Annotated in this window: 9 protein-coding genes; 2 read left to right on the top strand and 7 right to left on the bottom strand. The window is 44.8% G+C overall.

The window, feature by feature from the left end; all coding sequences use genetic code 11:
• Nucleotides 1–448: 448 nt before the first annotated feature.
• The gene (gene dapB, locus V7R39_RS03975; RefSeq protein ID WP_334028416.1) at nt 449–1,252 is read right to left on the bottom strand and encodes a 4-hydroxy-tetrahydrodipicolinate reductase; all 804 of its coding nucleotides are present in this window, start codon (nt 1,250–1,252) and stop codon (nt 449–451) included.
• Nucleotides 1,253–1,528: 276 nt separating this feature from the next.
• Here dapB and V7R39_RS03970 point away from each other — a divergent pair, with 276 nt between their 5' ends.
• Nucleotides 1,529–2,239, top strand: a complete 711-nt coding sequence (locus V7R39_RS03970) for a cytochrome b/b6 domain-containing protein (RefSeq protein WP_334028414.1) — start codon at nt 1,529–1,531, stop codon at nt 2,237–2,239.
• 34 nt (nt 2,240–2,273) lie between these two features.
• Here V7R39_RS03970 and V7R39_RS03965 read toward each other — a convergent pair whose 3' ends face one another.
• From V7R39_RS03965 to grpE, 6 genes are all read right to left on the bottom strand, one after another.
• A complete protein-coding gene (locus V7R39_RS03965; protein WP_334028412.1) occupies nt 2,274–4,175 on the bottom strand; it encodes a propionyl-CoA synthetase in 1,902 nt (633 codons plus the stop codon).
• 163 nt (nt 4,176–4,338) lie between these two features.
• Nucleotides 4,339–4,836, bottom strand: coding sequence for a c-type cytochrome (locus V7R39_RS03960; protein ID WP_334028410.1), 498 nt, complete (start codon nt 4,834–4,836; stop codon nt 4,339–4,341).
• 391 nt (nt 4,837–5,227) lie between these two features.
• Nucleotides 5,228–5,626: a DUF3718 domain-containing protein gene (locus V7R39_RS03955; RefSeq protein ID WP_334028407.1), complete on the bottom strand. Its 399-nt coding sequence runs from the start codon at nt 5,624–5,626 to the stop codon at nt 5,228–5,230.
• Between the two features lie 476 nt (nt 5,627–6,102).
• Complete coding sequence (gene dnaJ, locus V7R39_RS03950; RefSeq protein ID WP_334028405.1) at nt 6,103–7,236, bottom strand: molecular chaperone DnaJ; 1,134 nt, start codon at nt 7,234–7,236, stop codon at nt 6,103–6,105.
• 194 nt (nt 7,237–7,430) lie between these two features.
• Entirely contained in the window at nt 7,431–9,359 is a 1,929-nt protein-coding gene (dnaK, locus tag V7R39_RS03945) for a molecular chaperone DnaK (RefSeq protein WP_334028403.1), read from the bottom strand.
• A gap of 126 nt (nt 9,360–9,485) precedes the next feature.
• Nucleotides 9,486–10,115: a nucleotide exchange factor GrpE gene (gene grpE / locus V7R39_RS03940; protein ID WP_334028401.1), complete on the bottom strand. Its 630-nt coding sequence runs from the start codon at nt 10,113–10,115 to the stop codon at nt 9,486–9,488.
• A 235-nt stretch (nt 10,116–10,350) separates the two neighbouring features.
• Here grpE and V7R39_RS03935 point away from each other — a divergent pair, with 235 nt between their 5' ends.
• Nucleotides 10,351–14,025: a PAS domain-containing hybrid sensor histidine kinase/response regulator gene (locus V7R39_RS03935; protein ID WP_334028399.1), complete on the top strand. Its 3,675-nt coding sequence runs from the start codon at nt 10,351–10,353 to the stop codon at nt 14,023–14,025.
• The last annotated feature ends 31 nt before the right edge of the window (nt 14,026–14,056 follow it).

Genomic DNA, 14,056 nt, shown 5'->3' with positions numbered 1-14,056 from the left:
TCAACCTCCAGATTAAGGATAACTATGTGTTTGTGCAGTTTTTTGCACAAACCCCACAAAAAACGGGAGGTAATGAAAACAATACATCCCGTTTCACGATCTTTGCAGCTAATAAATACGTGCTCTACAGCCGATTTACTCGCTAAGAATTCGAAATTCTGGCAAATTCCGGCGAGTATACATTACTCACCGAAAATGTCTAATTTATTTGTAATAATTTATTAAAATAGCCCTTAACATCGTTTTTTTGCGCAGAACCACTGAAAGTACGGCTTAGTGTTTAAATAACGCACGCACTGCTCATTCAACGCTCAACTTATGCCCTCGCCGTCGCTGTTCAAGTAGTCCGCGTTCAAGCCCAATCTGGGTTAGCGCGGTACTCATTATGTTGCTTTTTTATCGTAGGCAGAGAATAAGCAACAGCTAAATAGCTATTGAAAGCTTCAAATTAAAGCTTTAAATTTAAAACATCAGTCATGGAGTATAGTCCAGGTTTTTGACCACACAACCACTTTGCAGCATGAACAGCACCTTTAGCAAACGTAAGTCGACTCGATGCTTTATGCGTAATTTCTAAACGCTCGCCAATATCAGCGAAAAGCGCAGTGTGCTCCCCCACAATATCACCGGCTCTGACCGTAGCAAAACCAATGGTGCCTTGGTCTCTTTCAGGCTCTTTGCCCTCACGACCATAAACTGCGCAGGTACTTAAGTCTCTTCCAAGTTCGTCTGCAATGGCCTCACCAATTGCCATGGCTGTGCCTGATGGCGCGTCTTGTTTAAATCTATGGTGGGCTTCGGTTATTTCAATGTCTGCCGTTTCACCTAACACGCTAGCCGCTTGCTTTACTAGCGACAGCATTAAATTTACGCCAACACTGTAATTTGCAGCAAATACGATAGGGATATGCTTTGCTGCTTCGTCTAGCGCTGCCAACTGCGCTTTGTTAAGCCCTGTAGTACCAATCACTACTGGCGTATTATTCTCAACGCACCAATTTAAATTGGTCTCGATGATCGATGGCAAAGTAAAGTCGATCATGACATCGGCATCTTCTTTTGATAGCGAGGAAAATCCAGAACAATCTACTGGCTTTTTACCAATGCCTGCCAACTCGCCTACATTCATACCCACCCAAGGTGAGTCATCTCTTACTGTAGCGACACTTAGGTCTGCATTTTCACTTAGGTCGAGGGCTTCAATTAACACCCTACCCATGCGCCCATTTGCGCCAAATAGTCCTACTTTCATGTTTAATCTTTTAAATAATTCTCAACTTGTTCACATTCTGCCAAATGCATTCACTAATGCAATGCGATTATTAGATTAATTGAGGTGACATCATCGTTAACAGTACATATAGACGATCGCATAGAGCCTACATAAAAGGATACATAGCAGGTCATAATCTTTATTACCCTCGCCCACATTGTTATTTTTATCAGTTCGAACTCGAATTTTAAGTGCAGAGCCGATACGATACAGAAAAACGCTTCCTATCTACTCAAACACAAAAGAACACCTCTTATGAAAAAAAGGCTTATCTGGGATTTGCCCACTCGACTGTTTCACTGGCTATTGGTGCTGAGTATTTTGGCTCAATACGTGACCGCTGAGTTACTTGACGATGCCGTGCAATGGCATTTCTACATTGGTTATTTTACGTTGGGGCTGATTATATTCAGGCTACTTTGGGGTGTGTTTGGACCAAGATACGCCAAATTTAGTGAATTTGTGAAAGGCCCTGGGGCTGTGTTTGCGTACGCAAAGACTCTCTTTGATAGGGACAGCTTACCATCCGTTGGTCACAATCCATTAGGCGGCTGGTTTGTGGTGGCTATGATAATACTTGTGCTGGTGCAAGCCGTTTCAGGACTGTTTATGACTGACGACATATTTCTTGATGGACCTTTGCGAAGCATGGCGAAAGACGATGTCTTATCAATCATGAATACACTGCACCATCTGTCATTCGATACACTGGTGTATGTAATTGTGCTGCACATTGGCGCTAGTGTATTTTACGGTTTCTACAAAAGACAAAAGCTGGTGCCGCCAATGATAAGCGGTAAAAAGCCTCTGCCTGAAGACGAAGCGCAATACTACGGCGAAGCTCAGGGCATAACACACTCTCAGTTAGGCAAGGCCATTATTATTGCCCTTGTCGCTGCCGCGTGTGTGTATGTAGTGGTTGAAGTATTACCACCTTCAGCCCCTGCCGCCCAGTATTATTACTAGCCTATTTTTAGTGCTAGCCCGTCATTATTATACCCTAAACCTCGGCTGCTTCTACGAGCCCTTTATCGCGCATTAACGTGGCAATCTCAGCAACGCTGCTTGGGTCGTCGATGGTTGAGGGAATTGACACGGGCTCGTCCGCAGCTATTTGTCGCAATAATTTACGCAGGATTTTGCCTGACCTAGTTTTTGGCAGACGCTTAACAACAATGGCGCGTTTAAAACAGGCAACAGGACCAATGCTGCTTCTTACCGAAGCAACCAATTCTTTTTCTAAGTCCGCCTCATTAATATTAACGCCGTCTTTTAACAAAACTAATCCCACTGGGAGTTGCCCTTTTAGTGCATCGTTGACCCCGATAACGCTGCATTCAGCTATTGCAGGGTGTGCAGCAAGTACTTCTTCCATTTCACCTGTAGAAAGTCTATGACCTGCTACATTGATAACATCGTCGGTGCGCCCCATAATAAACACGTAACCGTCTTCATCGATATAGCCGTTGTCACCCGTGCTGTAGTAGCCCTCAAACTCTCTTAGATAACCATTGACTAGCCGAGAGTGGTCTTGCCAAATAGTAGATAAACACCCTGGAGGCAGCGGCAGTTGAATGGCAATAGAGCCTTTTTGTCCGGCTGCCGCTTCACTATCAATACCATTGAGCACTTTTACGTTGAAGCCTGGAGTGGGCACGCTTGAGGAACCAGGCTTAGTCTGCATTGGTTCTATTCCCATTGGGTTTGAGCAAATGGGCCATCCCGTTTCTGTTTGCCACCAATGATCCACTACCGGCTTGTTGGTTTTCTCTAGCGTCCAATAATACGTAGGAGGGTCTAAACGCTCTCCGGCCATAAATATCGTTCGCAGACTGGAAAGGTCATATTGCTTGATAAACTCCCCTTCTGGATCTTCTTTTCGAATAGCTCTAAAGGCAGTAGGTGCGCCAAATAAGATATTGATTTTATGCCGCTCTACCATACTCCAAAATGCACCTGCATCGGGCGTGCCTACAGGTTTACCCTCATACATTACCGAGGTAGCACCTTTTATCAGTGGTCCATAAACGATATAAGAATGCCCAACTACCCAGCCTACATCGGAAGCTGCCCAAAACACATCGTTTTCATCAATACCGTAAAGTGCTCCCATAGAATAATAAAGGGCTACTGCGTGACCACCATTATCTCGTACTACACCTTTGGGTTTACCGGTTGTGCCAGACGTATAAAGGATATAGAGAGGATCTGTTGCGTCTACCTTAACTGCAGGGACGGGCGAACACGTTTCCATTAAAGCATGCCAATCATAATCGAAGGTAGAATCGAGTTCGGCGTGCAGCTGTGGCCGTTGAAAAACCACGCAGCCATTGGGCTTATGCGAGGCAAGCTCAATGGCACTGTCTACCAACGGTTTATAAGGGAGCAGCTTTGTTCCCTCAATGCCGCAAGACGCAGTAACGATAAACGAGGGAGTAGCGTCATCTATACGTACCGCTAATTCATTTGCTGCAAAGCCACCAAATACCACAGAATGAATAGCACCTAAGCGAGCACAGGCAAGCATGGCGATAGTGGCTTGTGGGATCATGGGCATATAAATTATCACTCGCTCTCCCTTAGCTACCCCTAGGTCTTGAAGCGCGCCTGCAAAAGTAGCCACTTCCTGTAGCAATTCACTATAGCTATAGGTTCGCGTGGTATTAGTAACCGGAGAGTCGTAGATAAGAGCGGCTTTGTCTCCCCTCCCCGCATTAACATGGTGATCAAGCGCAAGGTAACTGGTATTGAGCTGCCCGCCTTCGAACCACGTTTGGTAACCGTTTGCCGAGCCAGATAGTGCTGTTTCAGGCGCTTTAAACCATTCTATGTCGCGAGCTTTTTCTAACCAAAAGCGTTCAGGAGAGGTTGTTGAGGCTGTATATTCTTCTTTGTAGTTCATAACCAAATCCGTTGTAGAGTTTGTAGTTACACTACTTCAGTATAGTCATGAATGCTTATAAGACTTCAGGCTTACATAAGTTAAGCTTTTGTTTAATAATAAAGAAGCCGGCAGCACTGCTACCAGCTTTTCAAAAAAACGAGTTCACTTTTGGTGAGATGACTTAGTCTTTTTTGTAGTCATCGTGGCATGACTTACAGCTTGCGCCAATTTTACCAATGGCATTTCTATATGCACTCTTATCGCCAGCTTCAACGGCGCTCTGTAGGCCTTGAGAAGCAGTTTTTAGCGCAGCAATTTTGGTTTCTACATCTGAGAAATTCTCCCAAATGGCATCTTTTGCGCCAGTGTCTACATTGTATTCTCTTGTATCTACTGACAAGTAATCGCCCATCATGGTAGCAAGTTGCTCTAATCGCACAGCGTTAGTTTGCATTACAGACTCATCAAACGGTAATGCACCTTTTGCCATGCCACCTAGTGGGCCCATGTTGCTTTTCACTAGTTGAAAAATCGATTGGCGATATTGTGTTGCCGCTTTTGCATGCTTTGCCGACATTGCTGGCTTTACTTGTGCAGCTAATGCGTTACTAGAAAAAGCAACACTTGAAAATGCCATGTAAGCTGTGGCTGCGATTATTGCTTTATTTATATGTTTCATGCCTGTTCCCTTTTTAACACTATGAGATTTGCTTTCTATACACTGCGGTATCAGTGGTGATTTTAATACGGCCTGTTGACCCCGCTGTTTCCAGCACGCTCTATTTATCGTGACGAAGAGCCATTCAAAGCGCAAGTAATAATTGATAAAAATCAGGCGAAATAAACTAGGAAGATGCTAAGCGCATATTAGAGGCAAACGCAGTGCACGCGTAAAATTTAGAATTGGGTAACACAAGAAATTGTAGCAATGAAGAGTTTAAAAACTGAAGGCAAGTAAAAAAGGCAAGGCCCCTTTCGGGGCCTTTAGTGCGGCGTAATGCCGCTACCATGTTGAAATGGTGATCACACCGCTTAATAGTGTGGTGTGATAAATTCAGTGTGGTTGAAGATTAAATTCTTCCGTTAAGCTCAGCTGAAATTGGTGAGTCTTGTAGACCTTGCTCAGCAATCCACGCTTGAAGTGTTTTGCCGTCTGCTTCTGGCGCTTGTAGATCTTTACTAGGCATTTTTTTAACAAGTAATGTGCCTACTTCAATCGCATTGCTCGTTACCGCCGTACGAATAAGGCTTTGTCCGTTACAAGAAACGCCTGCGTAATAATCGCGAAGTTTCAAACGGTAATCTGACTGTACGCTACGCATCTTTTTACGAAGCTCACCTTTGTCGTCAGCCTGTACGATAGTACAGATATTAGCTAGTGCATCGTTGATGCCGTCTGCTTGTGCTGCGTTAGAGAAAGCAAGTGTAGATGCTGCAATGATGATAGAGGTTTTAACTATTTTCAACATGGTTAAAGTTCCTGTGGTTAATGGTTTAATGTTTTTTTTGCAACTCACTCGTCGTTGCTTGAGTTGTATTAAACGCCACCTTCGCAAAAACAAAAACATGTTGAACAATATATAAGTATTCAAACCTATACTTTAGTTGAAGCCAAAAATTATCACCTAGCCTTAAATATGAAATTTATCAATTAAATTCAAAAGCTTAAGAGTCACCACCGCAAAAAAGTGGGAATTATTGAACATAGGAAAGTAAGGACAAAAGGTATGAATTGAGGAGTTGATTAGGCCAAATTGACCTAGATAGACAGTGGCTACAGACAAAAAACGCCAGTTAGCATGGCTAACTGGCATTTAATCGTTATGTTTCTAAGCTATCTTTCCGTTCTATGTTTTTGGCTATTTCGTTAAGCCTTTAAACATGGTGAGGTGTGTGACCTCACCAGCATTACGGCAGTAACTTAACACCTAAAAAGCTGACTAATTTAATTAGTTAGGTCGTCAAAGAACTTTTTGACGCCATCAAAGAAGCCTTGTGCTTTAGGGCTATGCTTGCTTGACGCTTTACCCATCGACTCTTCAAGCTCGCGCAATAGCTCTTTCTGCTTAGATGAAAGGTTCACTGGTGTTTCTACCACAACCTTACACATTAAGTCGCCCAGCGCGCCGGTACGCACCGACTTAACGCCCTTGCTGCGTAAGCGGAACATACGACCAGTCTGAGTTTCAGGGCTTATCTTCAGCTTCACTTTACCGTCGAGGGTAGGAACTTCTAACTCTCCACCAAGGGCTGCGGTGGTAAAGCTTAGCGGTACTTCGCAATACAAGTTGTTGCCATCACGCTCAAAAATTTCGTGGTCGCGAATATGTACTTGAACATACAAGTCGCCTGCTGGCGCGCCGTTTTCACCGGCTTCACCTTCACCTGACAAGCGAATTCGATCGCCCGTATCCACGCCTGCTGGTATTTTAACATTAAGGGTTTTCGTTTTTTCTTTGCGACCATGTCCGTGACAGCTGTTACACGGATCTTCAATAATTTTGCCTTTACCCGAACAGGTAGGACAGGTTTGTTGAACCGCGAAGAAACCTTGACGCATTTGTACTTGGCCGTTGCCGTGACACGTTGGGCAAGTTTTTGGTGTAGAACCATTTTTAGCGCCAGAGCCATCGCACACTTCACATTCTGCCAATGCAGGAACACGAATATCAACGCTCTTTCCTCGAACCGCTTCTTCTAGCGATAGTTCAAGGTTGTATCGAAGGTCTGAACCTTGACGAGCGCGAGATTGTCGACCGCCTCGACCGCCGCCACCAAAGATATCGCCGAACACATCACCAAAGATGTCGCCGAAATCTGCACCGTTGCCGTAGCCACCACCACCGCGGTTAGGATCAACACCTGCGTGACCATATTGATCGTAAGCAGCACGTTTCTGTGAATCTGAAAGAATCTCGTAAGCTTCTTGAATTTCTTTAAACTTTACTTCAAGTGCTTTGTCACCCTCAGTACGGTCTGGGTGATATTTCATCGCTAGCTTTTTGTACGCTTTTTTAATTTCGCGTTCGCCAGCACTTTTATCTACTCCAAGCACTTCGTAGTAGTCACGTTTCGACATATCGTTTACTTACCCTACTTATTGTCGACAAGCTATGTGAGTTGCCTGTCAAATCTACATCTGACTGTTGTGAAAATCACCTGCGCTGCTCATACGCTAACGACAAGTCATTTACACAACAAAGGCGCAGCAAGAAAATCCTGATGCGCCTGAACTGCTAAAACAGCCCGGCGCACCGGGCTAATCAATACAGCTTACTTTTTGTCTTCGTCTTTAACTTCTTCAAATTCAGCGTCAACTACATCGTCGTCGCCTTTTGCAGAAGCTTCGGCCTCAGCGCCTTCTTGTGCACCACCTGCTGCACCTTGTTGCGCTTGCGCAGCTTCCATCAACTTGCTAGACGCTTGGATAAGTTCCTGCGTTTTCGCTTCAATTTCAGCTTTGTCTTCGCCTTTGGTCGCTGTTTCCAGCGCGCTTAATGCTTCTTCAATTGGCGCTTTGTCTTCTGCACTTAGTGCATCGCCAACTTCTTCCATTTGCTTACGAGTCGCGTGGATCATGCCGTCAGCTTGGTTGCGCGCCTGAATGAGTTCCTCGAACTTCTTATCAGCTTCTTTGTTCGCTTCAGCATCTGCTACCATTTTTTCTACTTCATCGTCACTGAGACCTGAAGACGCTTTGATAGTGATTTTCTGCTCTTTACCCGTGTCTTTGTCTTTCGCTGATACGTGTAGAATACCGTCTGCATCTAGGTCGAAGGTTACTTCGATTTGCGGAACACCGCGCGCTGCTGGACGAATACCCTCAAGGTTGAACTGACCAAGAGACTTGTTGCCGGTTGATTGCTTACGCTCACCCTGTAGTACGTGTACTGTTACCGCAGACTGATTGTCTTCAGCTGTAGAGAACGTTTGCGACTTCTTCGTTGGAATAGTCGTGTTCTTCTCGATTAGCGCCGTCATCACGCCGCCCATGGTTTCAATACCAAGAGACAGTGGAGTAACGTCTAGAAGCAATACGTCTTTAACATCACCTGAAAGAACACCACCTTGGATTGCCGCACCTACTGCAACAGCTTCATCAGGGTTAACGTCTTTGCGCGGCTCTTTGCCGAAGAATTCAGTGACGTACTTTTGCACCAAAGGCATACGAGTTTGACCACCGACCAAGATGATATCGTTGATATCACCCACCGATAGGTCTGAATCAGCAATCGCTTGCTTAAGTGGACCAAGCGAATTTTTAACTAACTCTTCAACAAGAGATTCTAGCTTAGAGCGAGTTAATTTAATCGCTAAATGCTTAGGACCTGAACCATCAGCAGTAATGTAAGGCAGGTTAACCTCTGTTTGTTGTGAAGATGAAAGTTCAATTTTCGCTTTCTCACCGGCTTCTTTAAGACGCTGCATAGCAAGCGGATCTTTGCGAAGGTCGATGCCTTGATCTTTCTTAAACTCGTCAACAAGATAGTTGATAACACGGTTATCGAAATCTTCACCACCAAGGTGGGTGTCACCGTTTGTCGCGAGTACTTCAAATGTGTGCTCGCCGTCTACTTCATCAATTTCGATGATTGAGATATCGAACGTACCACCACCTAAGTCGTATACGGCAACGATGTTATCGCCTTGCTTTTTGTCCATGCCGTAGGCAAGAGCAGCAGCTGTTGGCTCGTTGATAATACGCTTAACTTCAAGACCAGCAATACGACCGGCGTCTTTAGTTGCTTGACGCTGAGAATCGTTAAAGTATGCAGGTACAGTGATAACCGCGCCTGTCACCTCTTCGCCAAGATAGTCTTCGGCGGTCTTTTTCATTTTCTTAAGTACTTCAGCAGAAATCTGAGGAGGCGCCATTTTCTCGCCTTTCGCTTCTACCCATGCGTCACCGTTATCAGCCTCTATAATTTTGTAAGGCATGATGTCGATGTCGCGCTGTACTTCTTTATCTTTAAAGCGACGACCAATTAAACGCTTGATAGCGAATACGGTATTTTCAGGGTTAGTTACTGCCTGACGCTTCGCTGATTGACCAACAAGCGTTTCGCCATCGTTTGTATATGCAATGATTGATGGCGTTGTACGATCGCCTTCCGCGTTTTCAAGTACGCGTGGTTTGTCGCCGTCTAGAACTGCGACACATGAATTTGTTGTACCTAAATCGATACCTATGATTCTACCCATTTTCGTGTCTCCGAAAAGTTTCTTAATTCTGTAAAATTAGTGGGGTTATTCCCGCTATTTTCAATAGTTGTCAGTAAAAAAACTGACTTTTTTGTGTCTTTTTTCGCTGTGCGTTGTTTGTTCAACTTACGCTTGCGTATCAACACCACCGCTTGGCGCGCGCGATACCATTACCATGGCCGGGCGGAGCAAGCGGCCGTTAATTTGATAACCTTTCTGCATCACCGCCATTACTGTGTTTGGCGCGTGGTCTGCACTTTCTTGCATCGACATTGCCTGATGCAAATCAGGGTTAAAGGTTTCGCCCTGCGGATTAATAAGGGTTAATCCAAATTTCTCAATAGTGCTCATAAAACTTTTGTGGGTCATTTCCACACCTTCGAGCAGCGGCTTCACCGCTTCATTGTCGCTATCAGAAAGTTCGATAGCACGCTCTAGGTTGTCAACAACAGGCAGAAGCTCACCAGCAAAACGCTCTAATGCGAATTTGCGTGCTTTTTCAACTTCACCTTCAGCGCGACGACGAGCATTGTCGGCATCAGCTCGAGCGCGAAGTACGCCGTCTTGTTGCTCTTTAATCGTTGCTTGAGCTTCAGATAAAGCAGTTTCTAGCTCGTAAATGCGCTGTGAAGCTTCATCCTGAGGGGCCTCAGTACCTTCTACTTCTTGGCCTTCAACTTCTACTTCTTCAGTAGCCTGCACAGTTTCATCAACTGCGTTTTCTTTATCTGCGTGCACGTCGCGACTATCGCTCATGCCTACCTCCAAACATTGTATAAATTGGGCAACACCCATTTGCTAGCATTACTAGACAAAGGGAATATCTATGTTGCGCTTATTTATGGGGCTAGTTTGTAAGCGATCAAGGGTAACCACACAATTTTTGTGGTTTGAATTTAATTTTTTTTCAAAAAATAATTATCAGCGTGAATACTGCTCACTATTGTGAAAATCGTGTTAACGTAAATCAGTGATTTTTATGAGGTGGTGAATGCTTAGCATTTGGTCGGTAGGCAGTATTGTTGCCGTGTATCTTTTTATTTTGTTTGCTATTGGCTTTTGGGGCGAAAGGTACCTCAAAGACAATCGGCAGCATCCTATTTTATACAGCCTAGGTTTAGGCGTTCACTGCACGTCGTGGGCGTTTTTTGGTACCACATCGCAAGCCGCAGAATACGGTTGGGCCATCGTGCCTACTTACATGGGCATTATATTAACCATGGTTTTTGCATTTCCTGTGGTACTGCACATTAGTCGGTTATGCCAGCAACACAATATCACTTCCCTCGCTGACCTGATTGGTATGAGATACAAGCACTCTCACCTTGTCGCGGCTTTTGTTAGCGTACTGTGTTTTGTGGGGGTTATTCCGTACATCGCTTTGCAGCTCGACGCCATTACCAAAAGTATTACTCTGATCACACCCAATACCGCCGAAACCAGCCAGAGCGTTAGCATGTATGTGGCTTTGTTGATGGCTATTTTTGCCATCATCTTTGGGACGCGAACCCTGAACTTAACCGACAAGCACCCTGGGCTTTTAATGACTATTGCATTTGAGTCGGTGTTTAAGCTTGTGGCGCTGTGGTGTATTGGTATTTTCGTTTGCTATTTTATGTTCGACGGCGTTCTCGACCTTATTTCACAAGCGTCTGTACATGAACAAGCGCGAGAGGTTATCTATGCCGACAGCGCTCCCCTTGTTTATGTTACTCACGTCATGCTTGGGGTTTGCTCCATGTTTGTACTGCCGCGTCAATTTCATATGAATTTTGTTGAACTCAACGGCGAAGGGGAGCTGCGAACCGCCCGCTGGTTTTTCCCCGTGTACTTATTGGGTATGACCATTTTTCTCATCCCTTTGGCTTTGGCTGGCAAAATGCTGCTGCCTGAAAGCGTAAGCTCAGATACCTATGTATTGGCGCTTCCTCTTTTTGCCGAAAACACGCTGCTCTCAATCATTGCGTTTTTAGGAGGATTGTCTGCAACCACCAGCATGGTGATTGTGGCCACGCTTGCCCTAGGCATTATGATTGCCAACAACTTAGTTACACCGCTTTGGATAAAAGCGAGATTAAGAACCGAGCCAAACCATACCCTTGAGACAAATAAAGTACTCGTTATTCGTCGCTTAACCGTGTTGGTAGTGCTGTCGGTGGCCCTTTGGTATCACCTCAATGTCAGCCAAGCCGCACCGCTAGTAAAAAGCGGCGTAATCGCCATCGCCTTACTGGGGCAGTGCTTTCCTGTGCTCATGTTTGGACTTTATTGGAAAAAGAGTACCAAATCTGCGGCTTTGGCCGGGTTATGTGCAGGTTTTCTTTGTTGGTGTGCCTTACTGCTCTACCCTAGCATCATGTCCAGCTACTATTTTTATGCGCCGCCTACCGATGCTCAGCTAGGTATTGGCTTTATTGCTTCCCTTATCGCCAACGCAGCAGTTTTTATCCTGGTTTCGCTGGTTAGCTTGCTGAATCAACAAAAATTAAGTGATAAACGAGGCACTATTAATCACCCAGTTTACAACCACGCTGACGATAAAGATGACAGTGAACATATTGAGTCATCCACACCCTATTTAAAAATTCGCGTAGGTGACATCGTCTCTCTGACCCACAGAGTGCTAGACAAAAAAAGTCACGACACGTTAATAAACCAACTTTCTGTAGACGTCTCTGATGCTCGCGCTAATGGGCTTGCCAATCACACCTTATTGCAACGAGTAGAGCAATTGCTCGCAGCGCAAGTAGGAGGACCAAGCGCTCGTATACTATTAGGCGCTATTGCCGATAAAAACACAGATTCACTTCCCGAGCTTGTAGACTGGGTGGAAGAAGCCTCTCAGTCGTTTCAGTTCAATCACGAGGTACTGCAGTCGTCTGTGCAAAACATAGAACAAGGGATCAGTGTGCTTGACGAAAAGCTGCACTTACTTGCTTGGAATGAACGCTACGTTGAACTGTTCAGCTACCCTAGAGGCTTTTTAAAAGTCGGTATGTCAATACATGACATACTGAGCTTTAATGCCAAACGAGGGCTTTTTGGGAATCAAGAGCGCAACAGGAACGAAACCGATACCAGCACTTCAGCGACAACAGATTCAGCGACAACAGCGTCAGCTGCAGCAAATTCGACTGCATCAGATTCGACAGCTTTAGATTCAACGAGCATAGATACTGACATTAATGATGTAGATGAGATAAATAGCCGCATTAATCAAGAAATAGAAAAGCGCGTTCAGTTTATGCTGGCAGGGAGTCGCCACAAATATATACGAAAACAACATGATGGCAGGGTTATAGAACTTAACGGCGCTCCCCTTCCAGGAGGTGGCTATGTAACTACCTATAGCGATATTACCGAATACATCGCCATTCAAGATGAATTAAAAGAGTCAAAATCGGAACTTGAGCAGAGGGTAATGCGACGCACGAAAGAACTTCAGCTTGCCAAGCAACAGGCTGATGCTGCAAACGAGAGTAAAACTAAATTTTTAGCCGCTGCAGGACACGATTTGATGCAGCCGTTTAACGCGGCAACCCTTTTTGCTTCTATGCTAGAGAAGAAAACGAAAAACAGTGAATTATCTGGCTTGTCTGAAGGCGTAGTGAATTCACTTAATAGCGCACAAACGCTACTTTCTATGCTGCTAGATATGACAAAGTTAGACTCTGGCGTGCTCAAACCCAATAAAATCACCTTCGCCGTAGACGACGTACTTTCATCATTAGTGACAGAGTTTAGTCTTATTGCGTCTCAGCGAGGTATTTCATTAAAATACGTAAAAACAAACTGTCACACACACACCGATAAACACCTTTTTAGACGAGTGATACAAAACTTACTGTCTAACGCGATACGTTATACCCAAAAAGGCAGTGTTTTAATTGGGGTAAGACAATGTACCGTCAATGGTGAAAAAGCATTGAATGTATGCGTTTACGATACAGGTCCGGGTATTCCACTGCATCAACAAGAAGCTATTTTTGGCGAATTCCACCAGCTGGAAAACCCCAATAGTTCACAGGGCATTGGCTTAGGATTAACTATTGTTGATGGGGTATGCAGGTTGCTTGGGCATTCTGTATCACTGAGATCTGCTTTGAATAAAGGCAGTTGCTTTGCCATTACTGTGCCTAAGTACCCTGCCAGCGTGATGCAGACAAAGCGTATACCGCAGGGAATGGAGGCCGAACCCAACTCTCTACCGCTCGATAACACACAAGAGAACACACAAGAGAACACACACTCGCTGTTTTTAACAAACAAACGAATTCTACTTATTGAAAACGACGAACAAGTAACGGTAGCCATGCAGGCGCTGCTCAGTGATTGGGGAGCTGAGGTTATTACCGCAACAGGAAAAAAAGACGCCCTTGCTGCTTTCAAACACAAACCAGACGTTGTTATAGCCGACTATCATCTAAACTTCGGTGAAACAGGCACAGACATTTTGCAGTCAATGGACTCCACACTAACTGAACCAATAGCATCATCTGAATCATCAAAGTCGCTCAAGCCTAACAAACCAGCGCTTCGTATCTTAATCACTGCGAACCGCAGCCCTGAGATAAGGGATTTAGCCGCCAAGATGAACCTTGCCTATTTACCAAAACCCGTAAAACCAAGTGCCCTCAAGCGATTATTAAAACAGACGTTTAGCTAAAGTCGGTAAGGACTCCCCTATCGCTTAAGTA

The sequence above is a fragment of the Alteromonas sp. P256 genome, assembly GCF_036864455.1.
In the GTDB taxonomy this organism is placed as follows: domain Bacteria; phylum Pseudomonadota; class Gammaproteobacteria; order Enterobacterales; family Alteromonadaceae; genus Alteromonas.
This window is presented reverse-complemented; position numbering and strand designations above follow the sequence as displayed.